The 22,500-nt window shown below is 70.5% G+C and carries 13 protein-coding genes; 10 read left to right on the forward strand and 3 right to left on the reverse strand.

Features of this window, described 5'->3' with window-relative positions; genetic code table 11:
- Positions 1 to 840 precede the first annotated feature (840 nt).
- Together QC283_RS19235 and QC283_RS19240 are read right to left on the reverse strand one after the other, a co-directional pair.
- A complete protein-coding gene (locus QC283_RS19235; RefSeq protein ID WP_279562808.1) occupies positions 841 to 4,029 on the reverse strand; it encodes an SMC family ATPase in 3,189 nt (1,062 codons plus the stop codon).
- Complete coding sequence (locus tag QC283_RS19240) at positions 4,026 to 5,348, reverse strand: metallophosphoesterase family protein (RefSeq protein WP_279562809.1); 1,323 nt, start codon at positions 5,346 to 5,348, stop codon at positions 4,026 to 4,028. Before QC283_RS19240 ends, QC283_RS19235 begins: the two co-directional genes overlap by 4 nt.
- A 134-nt stretch (positions 5,349 to 5,482) precedes the next feature.
- Here QC283_RS19240 and QC283_RS19245 point away from each other — a divergent pair, with 134 nt between their 5' ends.
- The 8 genes from QC283_RS19245 to QC283_RS19280 all read left to right on the forward strand — a co-directional run bounded on the left by QC283_RS19245 (position 5,483) and on the right by QC283_RS19280 (position 19,664).
- Positions 5,483 to 6,325 (forward strand): hypothetical protein, encoded by an 843-nt coding sequence (locus QC283_RS19245; RefSeq protein WP_279562810.1) that lies wholly within the window; start codon positions 5,483 to 5,485, stop codon positions 6,323 to 6,325.
- Between the two features lie 50 nt (positions 6,326 to 6,375).
- Positions 6,376 to 7,521: a hypothetical protein gene (locus QC283_RS19250; protein ID WP_132838550.1), complete on the forward strand. Its 1,146-nt coding sequence runs from the start codon at positions 6,376 to 6,378 to the stop codon at positions 7,519 to 7,521.
- A 32-nt stretch (positions 7,522 to 7,553) separates the two neighbouring features.
- On the forward strand, positions 7,554 to 9,029 hold the full coding sequence (locus QC283_RS19255) for a hypothetical protein (RefSeq protein WP_279562811.1): 1,476 nt from the start codon (positions 7,554 to 7,556) through the stop codon (positions 9,027 to 9,029).
- Entirely contained in the window at positions 9,019 to 10,365 is a 1,347-nt protein-coding gene (locus QC283_RS19260) for an AAA domain-containing protein (protein WP_279562812.1), read from the forward strand. The genes QC283_RS19255 and QC283_RS19260 overlap by 11 nt, the downstream gene beginning before the upstream one ends.
- Before the next feature lie 281 nt (positions 10,366 to 10,646).
- On the forward strand, positions 10,647 to 12,131 hold the full coding sequence (locus QC283_RS19265) for a DUF2397 family protein (protein ID WP_279562813.1): 1,485 nt from the start codon (positions 10,647 to 10,649) through the stop codon (positions 12,129 to 12,131).
- Complete coding sequence (locus QC283_RS19270) at positions 12,128 to 13,423, forward strand: DUF2398 family protein (protein ID WP_279562814.1); 1,296 nt, start codon at positions 12,128 to 12,130, stop codon at positions 13,421 to 13,423. The genes QC283_RS19265 and QC283_RS19270 overlap by 4 nt, the downstream gene beginning before the upstream one ends.
- A complete protein-coding gene (locus QC283_RS19275) occupies positions 13,423 to 18,429 on the forward strand; it encodes an SbcC/MukB-like Walker B domain-containing protein (RefSeq protein WP_279562815.1) in 5,007 nt (1,668 codons plus the stop codon). Before QC283_RS19270 ends, QC283_RS19275 begins: the two co-directional genes overlap by 1 nt.
- The gene (locus QC283_RS19280) at positions 18,429 to 19,664 is read left to right on the forward strand and encodes a TIGR02679 domain-containing protein (protein ID WP_279562816.1); all 1,236 of its coding nucleotides are present in this window, start codon (positions 18,429 to 18,431) and stop codon (positions 19,662 to 19,664) included. The genes QC283_RS19275 and QC283_RS19280 overlap by 1 nt, the downstream gene beginning before the upstream one ends.
- 131 nt (positions 19,665 to 19,795) lie before the next feature.
- Here QC283_RS19280 and QC283_RS19285 read toward each other — a convergent pair whose 3' ends face one another.
- Positions 19,796 to 20,524 (reverse strand): hypothetical protein, encoded by a 729-nt coding sequence (locus QC283_RS19285; protein WP_279562817.1) that lies wholly within the window; start codon positions 20,522 to 20,524, stop codon positions 19,796 to 19,798.
- A gap of 520 nt (positions 20,525 to 21,044) precedes the next feature.
- On the opposite strand from QC283_RS19285, the gene QC283_RS19290 reads away from it, so the two are divergent.
- Both QC283_RS19290 and QC283_RS19295 read left to right on the forward strand, forming a co-directional pair.
- Positions 21,045 to 21,308, forward strand: a complete 264-nt coding sequence (locus QC283_RS19290) for a helix-turn-helix transcriptional regulator (protein ID WP_058846732.1) — start codon at positions 21,045 to 21,047, stop codon at positions 21,306 to 21,308.
- Positions 21,309 to 21,528: 220 nt separating this feature from the next.
- Entirely contained in the window at positions 21,529 to 22,467 is a 939-nt protein-coding gene (locus QC283_RS19295) for a DUF6083 domain-containing protein (protein WP_336620653.1), read from the forward strand.
- The last annotated feature ends 33 nt before the right edge of the window (positions 22,468 to 22,500 follow it).

Genomic DNA, 22,500 nt, shown 5'->3' on the forward strand with positions numbered 1-22,500 from the left:
TTGCCGTGCCGGGCGCAGCGGGTGGATGGGGCAGGGGGTGACGTTGTCGGGTGGTCGTGCTTGACGCCGTTCTCCGGAACCACCCAGTCGAAGGTCAGATCGGTTGGTTCCACCGCAACCACCTCGTCCCGGGGCCGGAGGTCGCGACGCTCACCGAGCTCAACGGGATGATCGATCGGTGGGGCCAGGAGGACGAGAACCGACGGATCCGGTCCCGCCCTCGCACGATCGGCGAGTACCTCGCGGCCCGGCAGCCGTGCCGGCGCCGCTGATACTGCCCACGTGCTGCGCCCACGTACAGAGCCGCACGCGAATCGAGATCAGCCCCGCCCCGGTGCCCGCCGGGCAGCCCTGCCCAAACGCCCAGTCGAGTCCTCGGGCCAGGCTCGCCCTTCCCCGCCAACGCGGCCGGACGGACCGGGACCGCGGCAGCGATGCCGACCTGGCCGTCGGCAAGCTCGGACAGGCCAGCTGGCGGACCGCCGCTGGGCGGGCACCCGGGCGCGCGATAGGAAAGCAGCAGCGGCGGTCGCATGGCTTCCTGCTGTCCGCTGCAGCGCAGCCCGGGAGGGTCCGGCCTGCGCGGCCATAGTCGGCCGTCATGAGCGGTAGATTTAACTCACTTTCCTTGCTTGCCGGCGGTATTTGGGTAGGAATCCTTGCCTCTGGAGACTTCCGGGAGCGTGGGAGGTCGTTTTTCCGCATGAAACTTGCCCCCCGAAGCCGTCGCCCGCGAGCACCATCTACACGACATCCACTACAAACCCCGGAACAGGTGCGTTTCAGCGGGCCAGTTTGACCGTGTGAGACGACGTGTTCGTCGAAGATGTTCCGGCGCAGCTATCGCGCCAGTGCTTGTAGGCCGCTGACTAGATCGGCCTGTGCCAGTTCGTCGCGCTGGGCCGATGTGAGCCAACGGGTGGACGATCCGGCAGGCGTCCGCTCCACCAGCAGCACGTCGTCGACGGCCTCGGCAACAGCGTGCAGGTGGCTGATCACCATGACAAGGCGATTCCCGTTGGCTTGGGAGCGCAGTACCTCAAGGGCGGAGTCCAATGCGGTGGTGTCGAGGGCGGCGAAGCCTTCATCGAGGAACAGGGAGCCGAGAGCCGGGCCGCTGCGGGAGTGCAGTTCGGCGAGCGCCAGGGCCAAGGCGAGTGACGCTTGGAACTTCTCTCCTCCGGATAGCCGGTTCGGGGGGTGGGCGACGCCGGAGTTGCGGCTGACGATGTCGAAGCTGTCAGCGAAGCCGAAGCGCCCGTCGGACATTTGGCCAAGCAGGTCGCTGGCGACACCGAGCAGTGCCTGGGTACGCAGCATGGTGAGGTGGTTCAGGAACTTGGCGTCAACCAGTTCGCGGCGCAGGACTTCCAGGGCTTCACAGCGGGCCTTGCCAGCGGTGATGGCGAAGTCCAGGTCAGCGGCCGGCTTGATCAGGTCCTGCGCTTCCCGCTGTTTCTGGCGCTGGTCTTTAGCTTCTTTGGTTGCCTGTCCGACTGCGGCAACGAGGGGGTGGAGCGCTTCGGGTGTTGTCAGATCGGCGTGGGTATCGAATCCGTCGACATCGGTAAGTGCGGCGGCGCACTCGCTGAGGCTGTTCTCGGCAGTGGCTGCGTGGTCTGCGGCGGCGATGGCACGCTGGGTGAGCTTGTCGCCCAGCGTTGAGGTGGTCGTCGACAGTTCGGAGGCGTACGTGCGCACTTCGGCGATCTCTGACTGGGCCGGGGCCTTCGGCGCCTGGTGCTGGTCGGAGGCATCGAGATGCGTGAGGGCCTCAGTGACGGCCTGCGCCCACACGTCCAGTCGGCCGCGCAGTTGGTTCAGCGGATGCTCCAGCCGGACCTGAGTGTCCTTGTCGAGGGCACGTTGTTCGCCAAGTACCTCGGCTTTCTCCGCCCTTGCCTTTTCCCTTTGGTCGAACAGCTCTTGGACTTCTGCCTGCCGGGTGGTGACAGCGGCGGCGGCAGCGGCTGCCTCATCGGTGAGGATGTCGATCGCGTCGTGCGGCAGCATCGCTTGGATGCGGGAGGGAAGCGTGCTGACCTGGGTGGTGGTCCTGGCCACAGCACGGGTGTGAAGCGCGGAGGCCTTCGCGGTGTCGTCGGTGTGGCGTTGATGGGCTCGCGTGCGCTCGGCCAGCGCAGTGCGGCCAGCTTCGACCTCGGCGATGCGGCGATGCCCTTCGGCCTGCAGTTGCTCGGTGTGCCTGACGGCTGCCCGCTCGCATGCGGCGACCGCGTCGGCGATCGGTGCTGTGTTCTGCTCGAGTGGTGCAGGACCATCAGCGGTCGGGACAGCCAGGGCTGCGGTGGCAGCGCTCAGTACGAGTGATGCTGCTTCGGCGTCGAAGCCTGCGTCGGTTTCGTCGGCCAGAGCAGCGAGGTCTGCGAAGGCGCGCACCGCGTCTGCACTGGTCTCCTGTGCTGTCTGCTGTGCGCTGTGGTGCTCTCTCTCGCGTGCAAGGACCGCCTCTTCGGCGGCGGTCATATCGGCACGGGCTTTAGCAAGCCGTTCGACGGCCGTGTCACGTGCGGTTTTTGCCCGGCTCAGCCGGTCCGTCGCCGCGGCCAGCTCGGCCGTATGAGTATCCGTCGAGGGTGCGAAGTTGCCCGGGACCTGCTGGTGGCATACAAGGCAGTCGTCACCGGGGCGCAGTTCGGCGGCGAGCGCAGCAGCCGTGTTGCGTTGTCGCAGCGCCTCCAGATGAATGTCGGCTTCCTTGACAGCTTTGCGTGCTGCCTCTGCTTTCACCTCCACTGGGCCGAGATCGTCACGGGCGGATGTGCGCCGGTCCACTGCGGCGGCGTGTGCGCTCGCGGTGCCAGCGACGCGGCGGGCCGCCGTGAGGGCTGTGGTCAGCGCGGTGCGGACGGTGGTGGCGCACGTGCGGATCTGGTTGCTCGTCTTTGCGGCGGCACTGGCCTGCTCGGCCAGCGGTTTTGCGTGTTCGGCGTCCTCGTCCAGTTCTGCCTCGGCTTCGGTGATGGCGTCGCGTTCGTCGGCGAGTTGTCCGGCGAGAATGGCAAGCCGGTCACGCTCACTGCGGTGTTCCTCGGCGTCTGCCGCGAGGGTCTTCAGGATCATGGCGGCTTGGGCCAGCGCGTCCTGGCCTTCTCCTACCGCGTCTGCCGCGGTGATCGCTGCGGTCAGTTCGAGTTCACGGGTTGCGGCGTGTACGGCGCGCTGGTCCAGGGCGTCGTGGCGTGCGGCGATGTCGGTGGCGACGGGCTCGAGTGCGTCGAGGACGGCTCCGGCGTCGGGCACTGCGCACGTTGACAGTGTTTCGGCGGTGCTGGTGGCCGACGCCGCAGTAGCCCGGGCTGCCAAGACCTCGCTCCGCAGTGCGGTGATGCGCTCGATGGCGGTCTTCAGCCGTTCGGCGTTGGCGGTGGCTGCGTCGGCGGCTGCGTCGGCTTCTGCGGCAGTCTGCTTGGGGTTGTCCGGCATGGGGGCGCGTTTGGCTCTCGCGTCGCTCAGCAGTGCCTGGAGAGTGTGGCTGTGGCGGGCGGCCATCTGCTGGACCAGTTCCAGTGACTCGGCGCCAAACAGTTCCCGCAGCCGTGGGCTGCGTTCCTTGGGTGTGGCGGTGAGGAGTTGGTCGAACTTTCCTTGTGGGAGCAGTCCGACGCGCAGGAAGGTGTCGTAGCCCATCTGCAGCACCGCTTTGATGCGGTTGTCGACGGCGGTGGCGCCGTCGGTCTCCTCGCCGGTGTCCAGGTTTTTCAGGTGATGCCGGGCGGCGTTCGGGTTAGTGGCGTGCATGGTCCGGTGTACGTGCCAGCGTTGTCCGTCGTGCAGGAAGGTGAACTCGACGCTCATGGCCTGTGCACCATCGGCGATGAGGTGCCGGGGTTCTCTGGCATCCCAGGTGCTTTTGCGGAACAGGGCGAAGACGACGGCGTCGAGCAGGCTGCTTTTGCCGGCGCCGGTGTCGCCGAGGGCTGCGACCAGGCTTTTGCCGGTGAAATCGATCCGGGCCAGGCTGGGGTAGCTGCGGAATCCGGTGAGAGCGAGTACCAGCGGTTTCATCGTGCCGCCTCCGCTGTGTTGGTGTCGGTGCCGGTCAGCAGGCCGGAGCGGTCGATGCTGTCGAGGGGGCGGCCTGCGATGGCGGCGGTCAGCAGGGTCTCCTCGCAGCACGGTGCGGGATCGTCGGGGTCGGGTTCGGCCTGCAGCTGGGAGAAGGCGGCCATGACACGGTCCAGGGCCGGCCCGGTGGTGCCGCGGCCGGGCAGATATTCACGCAGCAGGTCTTCGATGCCCGGCAGTTCCCTGGTGGAGGTCTCCCGGTCCAGCACGCGGTGGGCTGCATCGGCGCGGCGTTCTTCGACGTCGACGATCGTCGCGTGCGGCAGCATCGTGGTGAGGGTGTTGGACAGGGACGGGTTGAAGGCTTCGACGTTCACCACTGCCTTCACCCATGCGTCTCCGACCCGGCCGGCGCGCTGCGCGATCTCTTCCAGAGTGCCTTCCAGGCGGATGAGCCGGCGGCCGGAGGTCAGCGGCACGGTCTCGATGAGGGGCTCCCTGCCCGGGCCGATCTCAGCCAGCACGACGCTCTTGGTATCGCCCTTCTCGCCGAAGTCCATCTGCAGCGGGCTGCCGGCGTAGTAGGCCGGGAATCCGGCGCGGGCGACGCGCTGTGGCTTGTGGATGTGGCCGAGGGCTCCGTAGGCGACGCCGGGCATGTCGGTGGCTGCGGCGGCGTAGTCGTCGGCGATGGAGATTTTCCTCTCCGAGTAGGAGGGGGCGGCTCCTTCGATGAACAGATGGGCGGCGAAGACCAGAACGTCCCGGGCGCCGCTGCCCGCGGTCAGGCGGCGGTAGGCGTCGGCCTGGACGGTGCGCATCCGCTGGGCGTAGGTCGCGGTCGTCAGGGCGGGATCGGCGAAGTCGTAGGTGAACCGGTTGGGGTGCAGGTAGGGCAGTGCGCCGATGCGCAGCGTCAGGTCCCCGTCGTTGGCGGGGTAGTCGGCGACGAGCAGCCGGTCGGGGCGGGCGTCGGTGGCGAAGCGGACCCGGGCCTGGTCGTGTTCGCGGCTGCCCATGTCGTTGAGGACGTACTCCACGAAGGCCAGAACGTGAGTGGTGTCGTGGTTGCCGGCGACGACAACCACGGGCGCGATCGCGCCGAGGCGGCGCAGTGCCTGTGCTGCGCGGCGTATGTCGTCCAGGCCGGGGCGGGAGCTGTCGAACAGGTCGCCACTGTGCACGATCAGGTCGGGGGCGAACTCGTCGGCGATGTCGATGATTTCGTCCAGGACGGCGTCGACTTCGGCGTCGCGTCGGTAGCGGCCGATCTGGCGGCCCAGGTGCCAGTCGGAGGTGTGGAATACGCGTGCCGTCACGGGGCGCCTCCAAGGGGACGGTCTGCGGGCGGCCGCGGGTTGCGCCGCTCGGCCGGAGGTTCGGTGGCGCCGACTGTACACCGAATCTCAGGAAGAAGTCTGGAAAACTCTGGAAGTCTGGTAGTGTCTGGGGCATGAGTGATCCGCTGGACGCCCTGGAGAAGAGCATCAGCACCCTGCGCCGCGCGATCCGCGACGCTTCCGCCGCCGGTGACACCGAGCGCGCAAGCGAGCTGCGGGCGCAGCTGCGCCGTGCCGAGCGGGCCTGGGACGCCCTCCTCGACGCCGACGAACCGGCGCCCGCACCGCCCCGGCCCGCGCCGGAAGCGGCCCCGGCCGCCCGGGGAGCGCAGCTCCCGGCACGTGAGCACGTCCACCGCGCCCTGATGCTGCTCGGGACCCCGGCCGCCCCCAAACTGATTGTCGGCGTGCACGAGGCGTTCTTCCCGGGCGAGTTGTCCGCGTCCAAGCTGTCCAGCCTGCGCCGGGACGAGGAGCGCTCCTACCGCTCCAGCCCCGGCGCCCGGCCGTACTACCTCCCCCCGGCACTGGCGCACGACCTGCTGACACCGGTGCGGGCGCTCGTCACCATCAGCACCTGGACGCTGGAACAGCGCATCATCGGACCGCACTCACCACGCGTCGACTTCCTCACCGGCGCGATCCGCATCGCCGAGGCGGTGCACACCGCGGCGCAGTCCGCGGGAAACGGACCCAGCCCGGAGGCGCTGCGGCTGCTGTGGCGCTTCGCCGTGAACATCCCCGACGCGATGCCGAAAAGCGCCTCCGGTCACGAGAGTGCTCTGGATCCGGAGCAGGTGATCGAGGCCGCCCGGGCCGAGCTGGACGTGCACGCCGACGCCGACCGAGCCGTCCGGGCCGAGGCTTCGCGGCGGGCCCGCAAGTCGCTGAGCGACGACCAGCAGCTGTTCGGCGCGCCCTCGCAGGGCGTCACACACCTGCGGGCCCGGGCCTGACCCTCTCCTTCAACAACAGTCCCCTCTCCCCTGCAAGGATCTCCGACACCGTGAAAGCACCCGTCGACGACCGACTGGCCGCGCTGCGCGGATCCGCAAAGCGCCGGCCCTACAACGCCCGCTCGCTGGCCGCCCTGGAGAACAACCCGCGCTGCACGCTGCGGGCCCTGCTGGACGCCTCCGGATCCGACAAGGCCGCGATCGCCGAGCACGCCGGATACCCCTCCCCCTTCGGCCAGTCCGCCTTCGCCTTCGCCCGCGGCAACGCCTTCGAGGCGATGGTGAAGGACAACGGCTGCGCGGAACTCCTGCGCGTCCTGCGCGAGACGCTGAAGCTGACGCTGCCCGAGGTGGCGTACCTGGACCTGAACGACGTCGGCGGCGACGGCAGCAACGAGACCCGCCGCGACCGCACTGCCGAGGTGCTGCTGCAGGCAGCCCAGGGCACCGGCGACGGCACCCTGTTCGACCACCCGATGCTGTACCTCGAGGTCGGCGGGCAGGAGGCGTTCCTGGAGCCGGATCTGGTGGCTTTCCGTATCGACGGCCGCTTTTACATCGTGGAGATCAAGAGCTTCCCGATCATCGACGGGCAGGCAGACCCAGCGCAGGTGCGGTCGGCGACTACACAGGCGTGCGCGTACGTCATCGCGCTGCGCGCTCTCCTCGAGGAGGCCGGGATCGGCCCGGAGGCCGTGTCCGACACCGTCGTGCTGGTCGCACCGAAGGACTTCACCAACCGCCCGACCGCGGCGTTCGTCGACGCCCGCAAGCAGGTATCCGCCCTGACCCGTCAGCTGGCCCGCCTCGAGCGCATCAGCGACCTCGTGGACCTGCTGCCCGAAGGACTCACCTTCGACCTCGACATCGACAAGGACGACAAGCGGCCCCGCCGCCCGGCCGAAGAACTGGCCGAGGCGCTGGAACAGGTGCCCGCGACGTACCGCCCGGACTGCCTGAACCACTGCGAGATGGCGTACTACTGCCGCGCCCGCGCCCGCGCGGAAGCCTCACTGGACGTACTCGGCCCGGCGGTGCGCGAACAGTTGGGCGGGATCGACACCGTGACCATGGCCCTCGGACTGGCCCGCGGGCAGCTGACACCGACCGCTGACCAGAGCGACATGGCCGCCGCGCTGCGGCACGCCGCACGGCTGCGCGCCGAGCTGACCGGAGAAGTCGGGGGTGCCGCGTGAGCATGCTGTCTGCGTTGGCGCATGTAGAGGCGATGGAAACCTTGGAGGCGGTACACCAGACCGAGTTCCGCCACCGGCGCCTGTCGGGGCGGCCACTGGTGATCATCCCGTTGACCATGGCCGGAGAAGCCGGAGCTCCGCTGGCGGCCATGGTCGGCACCGCCAAGAGGGACATGACGCTGCTGGTCGTGCCGCAGCCCCGCAACCGCGACCAGAGGTTCACGTTCGCCGCCGAGCTGGGCCAGATCGTGATGAGGTACATCGACTCCTACCGCCAGGACCGCCGCGGCGACGGCGAGCGCTCCCATTACAGCGACGCGCCGCAGATCCTCGTCCCCAACCACGGCGGCATCAAAGCCCTGGCCGACCTCGGACGCATGTGCCGCTTCCGCTCGACGTCCGGCCCCTACGCCGTACCAGACGTCGTCCGCGAGTTCGGCATGTGGCTGACGTTCCTGGTCGACACGTCTGAGCAGGCTGGCACCTCCATGCTGATGCCCGTCACCGCGATGCTCAGCGAGCACTGGGCCACCGGCCAAAGCACGCTGGAGGACCAGAACCTGGCGTCGCTCATGGCCTGGATCGCGCCCCCGGACGGGCTAAGCGTCGAGCAAGCCCTGGCCGACGCGGAGAACCCGGACATCTGCCCGCCGGCGGGCCCGGCGACGTCCCCGGAGTTCGACAACCGGCACCTGGCACCTGCGATCCAACGGTTCGACGCGGCCCACACCCTCGGCGACCCGCACGACCTGGCCACTGCCCAGGCCGAGTTGCGCGACCTGGTCGCGGAACAGGTCAAGCCCACCTGGCGCATGATGTGGACAGCCATATCGCTGCTGCGGTCCGTCCCCGAAGCACCGCGGACCGCCAAGCGCTTCGAACGCGACTGCGTGTCCTTCACCTCCTACTCCGACTACCGGGATGCCGGCGGCTTTCCCCAGCGCAAGCGGGACACCGCGATCGGCGCGGCACAACGCCTGAGCCGGCTGGAGCGAGCGCTGGCCGACTTCGAAGCCGATATGGCGTTCGACGACCCGTTCGTGCTGGCCGACCGGCGCAGCGCCGGGGAGGCATTCGCGGGAACGGTCGAGGAGAGCGTGCCCGGCCGAATGGTCACCACGGCCAAGAACAGACGGGTGCCACGCCCGTACGTCACCCTCCGCACCGACGACCCTGTACGGCTGGCCGCCGGCACCAAACTGATCAGCCCGTCCATGCCGGCAGGCCACAAGGCCGTCATCGCCTCCGTCCACCCCGACGGCGACACCACGCTGGTCACCGTGGAGGTCACCGGCGGCATGGGACGCTCCCGCACCCCGAACCCGGGCACCGTCCCGGAGCCCGGCCAGCGCCTCGCCTACCTTCCCGACCCGGGCTGGCGCCCGACACCCGTATTCCCGGCATCCGATCACACCCCGTGGACACACAGCCCCGGCCCCGACGAGCCGGACACCGACTCCGCCGTACCCGAGGACGCCGCCGCAGAGGAGTGGGGCCATGAGGACTGACGACACCACCGCACCCGACCCGGCCGCAGCCGCGAATGTCGCCACCACGGCGATCCTCGCCGACCTGGCCGACACCCGGCACAAGGCCGTCGTCGTCGACTCCCCACCGGGCGCTGGCAAGAGCACCCTGGTCATCCGGGCCGCCCAGGAACTCACCGCAGGCGGCGAACGCCCGATCATCGTCGCCCAGACCAACAACCAGGTCGACGACCTGATCGAGAATCTCACCGAAAAGCACCCCGACATCCCCGTCGGCCGACTGAGCGCCACCGGCTACAGCCCGCCACCGGCCCTGGTCGGCCTGGCGAACACGACCGTCGGCCGTACCCTGGACGACCTGGCCGGCTGCCAGATCATCGTCGGCACCGCCGCCAAGTGGGCCACCGTCCGCGACAGCACGTTCGGCTGGGCGATCCTGGACGAGTCCTACCAGATGCGCTCGGACATGCTGCTGCAGATTGTCGAGCGCTTCGACCGCGGCCTGTTCGTCGGCGACCCGGGCCAGCTGGACCCGTTCACGATCGTCGGCACCGAACGCTGGATCGGGCTGCCACACGACCCGACACAGAACGGCGTCAGCGTGATGCTGGAGCACAACCCGGGCATCCCCGTGCACCGGCTGCCGGTGTCCTGGCGCCTCCCGTCCTCCGCCGCGCCCACCGTCAATGAAGCCTTCTATCCGTTCACCGGCTTCACCGCCGGAACCGACCACGGCACCCGCGCCCTGGGGTTCGACACCGCCGGATTCGGCAGCACCGACCTGGACGAGACCCTCACAATGGCCTTCACCACCGGCTGGGCCCTGCACGAACTCAAGCGCCGCCACGTCCCGCGCACCGACACCGAAACCATCCAGACCGCCGCCAATCTCGCCGGTCGGCTGCTGGAGCGCGGAGCGGTCGCCACCTGCGAACGCAACCCCGACGGCCGCCCCCTGACCGCCCGTGACATCGCCATCGGCGTCGTCCACCGCGATCAGGCCGACCTGGTGCGCACCGCACTCACCCGGACCGGCCACCCGGACGCTCCGGATGTGGCGGTCGACACCGCGAACAGGCTGCAGGGCCGCGAGTTCGAAGTCGTCATCGTCGTACACCCGCTGTCCGGCCGCCGGGACGCCACAGCCTTCCACCTGGAGACCGGACGGCTGTGTGTCCTCGCCTCCCGCCACCGGCAGGCATGCATCGTCGTCGCCCGCGAAGGAATCGCCGACCTCCTCGACAGCCACCCCTCGATGGATCCGGTGCACCTGTCCGTGCCGGCCAAATTCCCCGACGGCTGGGAAGCCAATCAGGTCATGCTGGCAAAACTCTCCCAGCACCGGGTCGCCGCATGATTCCCGGGCAACACCCTGACTGGGTATGCAGCTTTCCCGTCGAAATCGAAGATCCATTCTTTTTCTGGGATTCGTCAGTACCGGCGGCCGGGACGGCGAAGTACTGATGGGTGGCGCTTGTGTCCTGGTGGGAAACGGCCGTTGTTCCCAATTCGTGAGAGATCTGTCAGCGGTGGCCTTCAAGCTAGGAAGCTCTGTACACGTGGGGAACGTACGAGGCGAGGGGCGGAATGGATCAATCGCGACAGTGGTGGCGGAGCGTTCTGTCCAGCGACTGGACTGTGTTCGCCCTGCCCGAGGACCTCGTGCGGGAACGCTATACGGCCCTGCTGGCTGCGTTGGAGGAACTGTCTACCCGCGGCCCGATGTGGACACCGGCTCAGATCCTCGAGCAACTGCGCACCGTGGGTTACCACGATGGGCTGGCCGAGGAGCAGTTGCTGTCGTCGCTTGAGCAACTGGCCAAGTGGGAGCTCGCCAAGCCGTTCAGGGACTATGCGGCGCCGGTGCGCAATTATCGCGGGGTGATCTCGCGGCAGGAGGCCTGGGCGTTGACGCTGCGGGGTCGGGCGCTGGTAGCCGCCGTACGGGCAGCGGTGCTGGACTCCCGTCGTGCGCTGCAGCTGCCGAGCCGGCTGCTGGACGGGGTGGAGCAGACGGTCCGCCGGATGCTGGAGCATTTCACGAGTGATCCTGGGCTGCTGACAGGTGATCTCGATGACGTGCGGACCCGGATCGACGAACTCCAGCGGGTTACAGCCGACTTCTACGGTGCGCTGGCGCAGATGGTCCAGTCCGATGTCACTGACGACGACGTGTTCGGCAGGAACCGGGACCGGGTGCTCGAGGCGCTGCGGCAGTTCCCGCGGGAGTACGGGCGGGCGCTGCGGCGGGTGGGGGACGCGCTGGCGGCGTTGCGGGAGGTGGGCCACGGTCCGGTCGTGGAGACCGCGGCCGTGCACGCGGGGCTGGTGGATCCGGCCGAGCAGCAGCGCTGGGTGGACGAGCGGATGCGTCGCTTGGCCGACTTGGAGGCGTGGTTCACGCCGGACGGGACGGTTTACCGGTTGATCGCTTCGGCGACTGGTGCTGTGCACACGCTCCTGATCGCGATCGACCGGCGGTACGCGGCCAGGAGGCGGGGTGCGGATCTGGGGGCTGACTTCCGCTCTGTGGCGCGCAGTTTGCACCGGCAGGGCGGCGAGGAGCAGGCGCGGCGCGTGTACGGGGCGGCGTTTGGGGACTGGCCGGCGTGGCACGCTCAGATCGGGCCGGCCGAGGAGGACGTGGCGCATGCGACGGTGGCTGCAGCCGGACTCACGGTGCACCGCGTAGAGGTGACGCTGCGTGAGCATGAGCGGGTGGGGAAGCCTGGGGGCAGGCCCCGGAAGCTGGCGGACACCACCGTGGACCGGGAGGGCGCGCTGGCGCAGGCACGCGAGGCGGCGCAGCTGCGCCGCCGGTTTGCCCGGGTGCTGGTGACGCCCGGAGAGGTGGGGCTGGAGCATTTCGCGGGGTTGGCAGCGGATGCTTCGGTGATCTTGCTGCGGGCGGTGGAGGCGGCGCTGCAGGAATTCGACCCGGTGCTGGGGTTCGGGTCTGCGGTAGCCGAGGGGGCCAACGTCGTGGTGCGGGTACGGCCGGGGATGGCAGACCGGCAGGTCCGGGTGGAGTTGGCCGAAGGGGTGCTGACCGGCCCGGATCTGCGTATCCGTGTCGATGCGAGCGAGCGGGCCGACGAAGCGGACGTGCAGGGGGCGGCATGAGCGGCGAGGTGTTGGAGGCCGATCTGCGGGATGCGGCCCGGGTGCTGGTGGATCGGGGACGGCTTCGGGCCGAGGCTGAGCCGGAGCTGTACCGGGCGGCTGTAAAGGGGCAAGCCTCGTTGGCGGGGCTGTTCCGGTCGGAACTGGGCTGGACGTTCGAGGTACTGGAGGTGGCGCAGCTGGTCCGGCTGCACAAGCGGCGTGTGGATGTCCCTGGCGACCGGGGGCCTTCGGTGACCCGCGGCGGAGGCCGTCCGGTGCTGCTGTCCCAGGAGGCGCTGGTGCTGGTGTGCCTGGTGTGCGAGCAGTTGTGGCGGCGGCCGCGGTTGAGCGTGCGGGAGTTGATGCAGGCGCTCGCGCAGGTGTGCGCAGAGGAGGCTACCTCTGGTGGGCTGCCGCGGGTGCAGTGGGTGGCAGGGGAGGGGACGTCGAAGCAGGAGGCCCGCTGGCACCGGCAGAACCTGGTGGACGCGTTGCAGGTGCTGGAGGCCGAGGGTTCAGTGGAGGCCGACTCCGACCTGGAGCGGGTCGTGATGGACGAGGACGCTGACCTTGTGGTGACGGCCTCGAGGGACCGGCTGGCGGCACGGTTCTCGTCACTGTCCCCCGCGCTGCTCGGCCTGGACGCGCTGCCTCCGCAGGAGCACGCGGCGGCATTGTCGACCGCTTCGCTGCTCGACCCGATGACGCCGGAGCCGGATCAGACGGCGTCGTTGGAGGAGCGGCGGCTGCAGGCGCTGCGGCGGCTGGTGGACGACCCGGGCGTGGATCCCTTCGACGAGCAGACGCCGGGGACGGCATACCTGCACACGCTGGCCGGCCGGGAGCGGGGGCTGGCACTGCTGGCCAGCCTGGGATTGGGGGTGACAGTGCGCCGGGACTGGTGGGAGGTCACCAATCCCAGCGGGCTCGGGACCGCAATGGACTTCCCCAACGGGCGGCGGATGGAGCGGCAGGCCGCGCTGGCGCTACTGGCTCATCTGTCCGAGCGGGGCCGGACTGGTTCGGTGGTGCAGGTGGGCGACGTAGTGGAGCTACTGGAGGAGGTGCGGGCGGTGATGCCGAACTGGGCGGCCGGTCACAAGGCACAGCTTCCCGCGTTGGCGCGGGCAGCGATTAGTGAGCTGGCGGCCGCGCGGCTGCTGGTGCCGGTGGTAGGTGAAACGGAGCAGTGGCAGGCGACGCCCGGGGTGCATCTGTGGCGGGTGCGGGTGGCGCACGCCGCCCGCGGAGCAGCGGGGCCAGAGCCCGGCGAGGCGTCCGGTGCCGAACCGGCTGAGGGGGACGCGTGATGATCGCCGGAAACGGGCCCGTCCAGGCCGGTGGCCTTGGGCTGGGAATGCCGGTCGCGGAGGGCCGCTGGCAGCCCACACGGGCCGGAGTGGTGAACTCCTGGGCCTGGGCCGAGGAGGAACTGCTGTTCGCCAACGGGTGGCTGACACTCGCGGGACCGAACGGGTCGGGGAAGTCCTTGTCGGCATCGATGCTGGTCACGGTGCTGTTGGACGCGGATGTGTCGCAGACCGCCTTGTCGGTGTCGGGGAAGGCAGCGGGGACGTTGCTGAGCCGGCACACCGACCGGGACGAACAGCAGGACCGCACGGGGGTGTGGTGGCTGGAGTACGGGCGGCGCACCGATGGCGGGACTGTGGAGTATGTGACGACCGGGTTGTGGCTGAGGGCAGTCGGCAAGACGGTGCACCGGGTGTTTTTCCTGGCGCGGGGACGAGTCGGGGAGCAGCTGAGTCTGCAGGTGGACCGGGAGCCGGTGCGGATCGGTGACCTCGCAGCGCAATTGGCTGCCTGTCAGGGGCAGGCCTTCACCTCCAGCTCCTCGTCTGCGGCCTCGAACCGGGCGCGGTTGTCGGAGCATCTGCGGGTGGTCGGGGACGAGCACGACTACCGGCGGGCGGTACGCGAGGAGTTGTTCGCCCCGCTGGACGAGGTGCAGTTCGACGCGCTGGTGGGAGTGCTGCGCAGCCTGCGCAGTGTGCGCACTGCCGAGGCGATCTCCGCAGCCGAGATGGGCCGGCTGCTGTCCAGCGCACTGCCTGCGCTGGACAGCGAGCGGCTGACGGTGATCGCTCAGGCAATGGAGCGGATCTCCGAACTGGAGGACCAGTTGGGGCGCGCCCAGGCGGAAGAGAAGCTGCTGCAGGGCGCGGAACGGGCGTATCGCCGGTACGTGGAGGCGGTGGCGGTGGTCGAGGCCGCCTCGCTCATCGCGGCGAACACCGGGTTCGACGCTCAGACCAGGCGTGAGCGCCAGGCGAGTGAGGAGGCGCAGCAGGCCGCGGCGCGGGAAGCCGAGGCCGTGGAGCTGCTGGCCGGGACGCGAGCCGAGATCGGGGAGTTGGAGGGGCGCAAGAACGCGGCGGAGGAGGAGCTGCGTGGACACGCGGGCGCGGTCCTTCCGCAGCGTGAGCAGCGGGCGGTCGAACTGGCCGCTGCCGCCCGCACGGCGGCCAAACGGTCGGATGAGGTCGGCGGCGAGGCTTCCCGGGCTGAGGGCGCCGCCCGGGAGTCGGCGGATGGCGTCCGGTCGGCGCAGGGCGCCGTGTCGGCGGTGTCCGGGCCATTGCGGGTGGTGGGGGGCCGGCTGGGCGCGGATGCGGCCCTGGAGGGACTGCTCACCCTCGACGAGCGGCTGGTGGCGGCCGAGGCCGCGGCAGTGGCCGCAGACGTGGTCGACGAGGCGTGCGCGGCACCGCTGGCGTGGGTGGACACCCGGATCTCCCAGATGCGGAAGGTAGAAGCCGCGCTCGGAGACCATGCGACGGCGCAGGGAATGGAAGTCGCGGCGGCGGCCGATCTGCGCGAGGCCGAAGGGGTCGAGGAAACGGACCGGGCCACGGCCGACCAGGAGGGCAGGACGCGGGCGCAGGCCGAGGACACGCTGCTTGAGGAGATGCGGCAGTGGGCAGATGAGGCAGTGGAGTTGCGCGGTCCCGCCCTCGAGCTGCTCGTGCGGGACGGTCGCGGCGACGGGGAGCGGTTGCCCGTCGGGAAACTGACAGCAGGGCTCGCTCAAATCGCGGGCGAGGCGCGGGCGAGGATCGACGCGGCAGGGCACCATCGGCAGGCAGTCGCGGACCGCGCGTTGGCCGAGCAGGCGACCGGGGCATGGGAGCAGGCACGCACGCTGTGGGAGCAGGCACTCAGCGCAGCCGAGCAAGCCTCGAAGGCGTTGCGCGGGGCGCAGGAGGAGGCCCGGGAGCAGGACGCGGCCGAGCAGGAGGCCCGGGAGCAGCACCAGGAGACGCACCGGCGTCAGGTCGCACAGGCGGAGGCCGCCGTCGCGCAGGCTCAGGAGGCAGCGGACGGGGCCGGATCGGCGGCCGTGGCGGCCTGGGAGCAGTGGCAGGGCCTGGTCGGCGTGTGGCGGCATGACACGGTACTGATCGACGTCGGCATGGTGCCGGAGCCGACCGGGGACGGGGCCACGGTCGACGCCGCGCAGACAGTCGCGCAGATCCAGGTGTCCCTGGAGCGGGCGCACGCCGCGGCCGCCGGACGGCTCCAGCGTGCGGTGGACGCCGCCGACCAAGCGGCGGGACTCGCGCAGGAGACGGTCCGCGACTTGGAGCAGCAGCTGGAGCAGGCCCGACAGGCGGCGCCGGTGCCACCGGCACCGCTGTGGCGCAGTCGGCAGCCCGTGGACGGCACCCCGTTGTGGGCGCTGGTGGACTTCGCCGAACACCTGACGGACGGGGCCAAGGATCGCCTCGAGGGTGCTCTGCTGGTCAGTGGCCTGCTGGACGCACTGGTCCGTGCCGACGGGCAGGCGGTGGCAGGGGATGTGACCCTGCGACCTGGAGCTGCGGCGGCGTCGGGAGCGAGTCTGGCGGACGTGCTTCGGCCCGACGCGCAGGGCCGGATCGCCCCCGAGCGGGTCCACCAGCTGCTGCGGTCGATTCCTCTGGACCCGTCGGCGGGCGATCAGGTTACGATCGCGGTGGCGACCGCGGTCGCACCGGCCGGCTACCAGGCGCGGTTCATCGGGCGAAGTGCCCGCGAACGCGCCCGGTTCCAGCACGTAGCTGGCCTGGAGCAGCAACTCGACCAGGCGCAGGGGACATTGCACCGGGCACGCGAGGAGACTGCGCGTGCTCGTGCCCGGGTGAACGCCGCCGCGATGGAGCGGGACCGGTTCCCCTCCCCCGCCGGGTGGGAGCAGGCCCGTGAGAGGTGGCAGGGCCTTCTTGAGTCGCTGCAGGAGACCCGCAACCGGTCCGCTCAGGATATCCGCCTGGCTGAACGCGGGCTTGCGCAGGCACTGCACGCCCTGGACGCGGCTGCCGCGCGGCGCCGCAGCTCGCTGGAGCTGCTGGCCCAGGAGGCACGGCACACCGAACAGGTGGCGACCGCGGCACTGGCCGCAGCCCGGACGGCTGAAGTCACGGCGCGGGAGACGGCCGGGACCGCGGCCGCCAGTCACGCCGGGTGGGAGCAGGCAAAGGACGCCCAGGCCCACGCCGATGCCGAACAGGCCGGTTTCCCGCCGCTGGGTCAGGTCTTCTCGGCCCAGCAGCAGGAGGACGACGCGAGCGAGCAGTTGCAGCACTCCATCAGGCGTACGGCCGACGCGCGCGAGCGGCACCGCCGGGCCGGCGAGGCCGTGCGTCAGGCGCTGCGGGCGCTGAGCCGGGCCGCCGACGCGGGGGGCGGCACCGTGTTGCCCACGGATCCGAAGGCGGCCGATGCCCACCGCGAGGACACCACCTTGATGTTCCGGCAGGTCGAGGCATGGCGGGGCGCCGCAGGGCGGGTGATCGACCTCGCGGGACGGGCACGCCAGGATGCGGCAACCGCTGGGCGCTGGCGGGCCTTGGCGGCCGACGCCGCCCGGGAGGCGGAGCAGGCCGCCGTGGACGCGGGGCGCGAGAAGGCGGCTGTCGAGGAGATGCGGCGCCTGCACGGCGCCGAGTACGAGGAGCTGCGCGCCTCGCTGCAGGAGGTCACCGGTGCGCTCGACCGCGCCCGGGCACGAGTGGAGGAGCTGCAACGCGCCAAGGAGGAGGCTGCTGCTGACGCGGCGTCGGCCCGGGCGCGGCTGGACGAGGTCGCGCCGCTGCGCCAGGCGGCCGAGGAGCGCCGCGATGCCTGCCTTACCCGGTTGGGCCGGCTCGTCGACGAGGGCCTGGCACTGGTCGACGAGGACATCTCGACCGGGCCGGAGGGCCGACCTGCGAACCTGACCGCGGGACTGGCCTGGGCCAGGCACCTGCTGGCCGACCGCCCCACCGGGCCAGGCGCGGGGGTGGGGGCGGACCGGCTCGCCGCAGCGTCCCGGGCCCGGGACGTTGCGCTGAAGACCCTCGAGGGCGCCGCCCGCACCGCCAACAGCGCACTGGCCCGGTTCAACCGTCAGGTCATCCTCACCAACATTTCGGGCACCGGTTGGCAGCGTGCCGAGGTCGCCGATCCGGCCGCCGCCCGCGGCCAGGACCTGCGGGCCGCGGTGGAGGCGCTGCGCGCGGCTGTCGCCCAGCTAGAGCAAGACCTGCGCGCCGACATCAAGAAGGCCATCAAGACCAGCATGTTCGCCCAGCTGCAGCGCGACGTTCAGGTCCGCCAGGATCTCGCGCAGCAACTGGTGCGGCAGATTGGCCAGACCTTGAAGGACGTGCGTACCGGGGTGGCGCGGGTGGGCGTGAAGGTCGAGTGGGCGGTGCGCAAGGACGCGGACGCGAAAGCCATGGTGGAACTGGTGAAAAGTCCTCCCTCGGACGAGATGTTCGAGCGGATGTATGACGTGCTGCGGCAGCGGATGGACGAGTCCGTCGGGGACACATGGGCGGATCGGGTCGCGCACACCTTCGACTACCGGGCCTGGCACGAGTGGACGATCTCGGTGACACATTCCTCGTTCAGCGACGGGGACGGTGACCGCTTCAAGGAGGTCAAACCGCGCGGCATGAACCCGCTGGAGACGTTGTCGACCGGGGAGCGCCGCCTGGCCACGATGCTGCCCCTGCTGGCGGCCGCGTGGTCGATGTACAGCGGGGAGTACCGCGGGCCGCGACTGCTGTCGATCGACGAGCTGGATGCGGCGTTCGACGACGCGAACCTTCGGCAGATGCTGGGACTGCTGCGCCGGTGGGAGTTCGACGTGTTGGCGACCGCGCCCTCGATGACCCCAGTGATCAAGAAGGAGGCCGGGCAGGTCGTCATCCACCAGGTCATCACCAGCGGGAAGCACCGCGTGACGGTGCCGTGGCTGTGGCAGGGCCACGGGGAAGCGCAGCCGCTGACGCTGGACCTCGGCCAGGGCTTCGACGGCGGGATGGCCGACTGATGGGCACGACATGGGAATGGGTCGCGGACGATGAGGCACTGGCCCCGCTGTGGGCCGCCGTGCACGACCGGCTGTGCGCCGGGACGGATCCGGCAGCAATGGCGAGTGTGCGCGTGACCGGGCTGCCGCCGGCGGGGGTAGCGGCGTTGCGGGCGTGGCTGGATGACGCGGGGCGGCTGCGGCGCGGCACCTCCGCAGTGGTCGTGGACGCCCGCGGGGCGCGAGTGCCGGTACGAGCGCTACGTCAGGTGCTGCGGCTGGAACCGCAGGACTTGGTGGCGCTGGTGGAGCATGCTGTGGGACAGCCGGTGATCGACCGCGCGCGGCAGCGCATGAGCGACGCGGTGCTGCGCCAGGATGTGTGGCAGTACGCGGCCGCACAGCTGCCGGCGTGTCCGGGGCTGGTCTCGCGGATGCGCGCCGCCGGGATCGGCGTCGACGAAGGCGCAGGGGTGCGCAAGCTGGTCGACGCCCTCGCCGCCGTGGCGACACGGCTGCCGGCCGACCCCCCGGTCTCGCTGCCCAAGCTCGCCCACGACACCGCTGGCGATCCCCATTTCTTCGACCTCGACACCCTCGCCGGCAGCCGGCTCGTCACACTGATCGCCGAACTGACCGGACAGGTGGAGCCGACACGGCCGGACCGGATCCGCGCCCTGCTCGAGCAGACCGGAGTCGTCCCTGACCGGCTCACCGCCACCGTGCTGCTCCACCACGTCCAGGCCATCGGCGACGGACCGGTCGACCGGCGCCTACGCGACGCCGTCGCGCCCGTCGCGCTGCACCTGTTCGACCTGACCCGCACTCCCCCACGTCTGGACCCGACCCAGGTACTCACCGTGGTGGAGAACCCCTCCGTCCTCGAAGCCGCCTTCGCCTACGGCCACACCGCGCCGCTGGCGTGCACCAGCGGACAGTTGCGCGCCGTCGACCACGCCCTGCTGCAACTCGCCGTCGACCAGGGCGTGGCGCTGCGGTATGCAGGCGACCTGGACGGGCCGGGGCTCGCCATCGCGCACACCGTCGCCCGCCTGTACGGCGCCAGACTCATCGCCATGGACCTGGCCACACTCCACGACGCCGGAACCCACCCATCCGCAGTGTTACTGGGCCCGCTACCCGCCGAAGACATCGACCTGCAGCTCGCCCGCGAACTGCGCAACGTGGGGCGGGTGGTGTTCCAAGAACACGACGCCGTTCTGGACCGCCTCCTCCCACCCGCTTCCACCTACTGAGCTTGACTCATGAAGTCGTTGGGGTGAGGGACAGTCCGGTCCCGGTGAGGCCGGCCGTCCGCCAGACAGACGACGTCCTGTTCAAGATCAAGCCTGCCACGGTCTCTTTCGCCCGAGCGGCTGTCGCACACTCAAGATCGTGCTCCTGCCTCATCCGTATTGTCTGGAGCGGCTGTGTCGTACTGGCGGCTGGTGTCGTGGATTCCCCTTCCGCGCGCGAGGGTCCAGTGCAGGTCTCCCGAGTCTGGGCAGGCCTGCCATGACCTGAGCAGCCCGATTGCTACCAGTTGGTCAAGCAGGGTGGGCAGTTCCACGAGCGGGACGCCACAGGCGCGCGCCATCTGGTCGAACTCGCTCAGGCCGCTGCCTTCTTGCGGGTTGGCGTGTGCCGAGAGGTAGGCGCTCGCCAGTTGCGACAACGGTCCGATTACCTTTGCTGTCGAGGAGGAGCTGACGCGCAGCGCCCAGTCCGCGGCACGCATCCGATCGGGGCGGGCCGGGGCTTGGCCTAGCAGCGCAGCGTCGAGTAGCTCGGCAACAACCTCGTTGGCCGCGTTACCGGGGATGATGCGCAGCCATCGCGCGTGCTCTAGCTCGAGCCACGGGTCCTGGACGGCGTTGAGGCGGAGGCTCCGCAGCACGCCATTGGGCAGCCGGACGTGCATTCTGATGTTCACGCGGAGCGCGCACTGCAGCGCGAGCAGGCGCGCGGCGGCCGAAGTGCCGGCTGGAAGGGCAGCGGCCAGGTAGCTGAGGATTTCACGTACCCGGGTCTGTTCGCCGGGCCCCTTGGGGCGGCGTCTGCGCCGCCGGGCGGTTGTCGGGTGCAGCGGTACGTGGGCGAGGACGGTGTCGGGCACTACGGCGGCCTGTGCTGTCGCTGCGGCGCAGGCGCTGCAGGCGTCAGCGAGCCGCCATAGTCGTCCGCCCCTTTCGCGTGCGAGGAGGAGGCGGATGGGGCCAGCGCAGCCCCGGTGGCGGGGGTGCCAGTGGCAGCCGCGTTCATGACATTGGCAGATCCGTAGGTGCGAGGGGAGGAGGTTGCCGCGTGCGTGCCGTGCGAGGTGGGCGAGGGCGGTTGCGCGTGCGGACGCTGCGGTGATCTGCCCGCTGGCGTGCGGGCATTGCCGGCATACGAGAGCAAGCCCGCCGGCGTGCGGGCGCAGTTCCACGGTCCAGGCGCGTGGTGTCGTCGGACATGCTGGGCGCAGCCTCATGGGCGCGTGTTCCTCCTTGTCACGTCCGCGCCGGTCCCGTTCTTGGGTGGGGCGGCCGCTAACCGTAGTGCAGACCTCTGCCCTGTTGCGGGCGCCGTCACCTGGGAAAATAGGGCAGAGGTATGCACTGGCAGTGCAGGGGTCTGCACCGTCGGATGGACGGGTGACGATCTTGCCGCCCGATCCGGACCTGACGGCGCTGCGGTTCGAACTCGCGCGCCTGCGGGCCGCGCGCGGGTGGAGCTATGACGAGCTTGCCTCCCGCAGCGGCCTGGCCAGACGCACCGTCATCGAGATCGAGCAGGGCCGCACCATCGGCACGCTGAAGACCTGGCACGCCCTCGCTCACGCCCTGAACACCCCGCTCGACGAGCTCTTCAGCACCCTGTGCCGCGGGCACGACCTGCCCGGCCCGGCCCAGGACTGACTCCCCGCCCGAACGCCTGTCGCAGATCACCCGAACCGGCGAGACCCTCTCGAACACGCAATCATGCATTCGCACTCCAGTCGCACCGTATGAGGCTGACCGGGCGATCCGGCATAGCTGCTGCCGCGGATCCAGCGTGTTGGCTGGCAGGTTCGTCCGTATGCGCTCCACACCTCCTCCCCCGGCCCGGCGCTGGGACGGAAGCCCTCTCGTCCACCGCGTGCGCCGTTCCCTGCACGTCTCCCCCGACGGCGTCAGCCGGCTGCTGCGCTGCGGCCAGGGCGACCGGTGCCGCGACTGCGGCAACCGGATCGAGTGGTACCATCGCGGCGCTCAGCGGCCTGTCCGCCTTCATCCGCACGAACTTCCGGCCGCTCGGGTGCCCGCCGTGTGCCGCTGGCACGTCAGCTCCGGTGTCGCCTACCCCGGTGGCGACGGCAGCAGCTGGTGCCGTCTGCCGCACGCCGCCGTCTGCCCCGCCCGCGACACTCCCCCGCCCCCTCCCGAGCTGATGGGGCTGCGCCGGTCGCTGGCCGTAAACACCCGTCGTCTGATCGACGCCGGCGCCTTCACTCCGTGCCCGGCCTCTCCGGGCAGCCCGGCCCAGCGAGGGGACGCGGCGGCCTGCCGCCCGGCCCGCCCCGTCGTGCAGCTGCTGTACATGCGCTACCTCGCCGCCCGCCCGGTGGACGAGATCCAGTGCATCGCCCAGACCCGGCGCCGTCACCGCTGCACCAGCACTCTGCTCTCCCCCGAGACCCCGGCCGGCACCTGGAGGCTGGTCCCGGCCACCGCGACGAGCGGGCAGCTGGCCCTGCCCTCCGCGGTTATGGCCATCTACGACCTCAGCGCCATCCCGTACGCCGAGCAACTACGCTGGCGCACCCAACGCTGCCCGCAGCACGCCGCCATCCCCACCGCCGCTGACCTGGCAGTGGCCGACTGGGAGCCCTTCGACCCCCTGGCCCACCACGAGCACATCCACAACCGCCTGCCCACCCGCACCCGACGCCCAGGCCCCACCGGCAGGACACGCAAGGCAGCCCACCCGCCCTTCCACGCCCTCGAGCTCACCCCACCAAGGCCCGCCACCTGCACCGAGCTCGGCAAGCCCGGGCAAGCGTCCGGACGGCCGCGAACGCGGACCATACCCGTCTGATGACGGTGCAGACCGCGCAGCCTGGACGGTGCC

The sequence above is a fragment of the Streptomyces sp. DH41 genome (assembly GCF_029813785.1).
GTDB lineage: Bacteria > Actinomycetota > Actinomycetes > Streptomycetales > Streptomycetaceae > Streptomyces.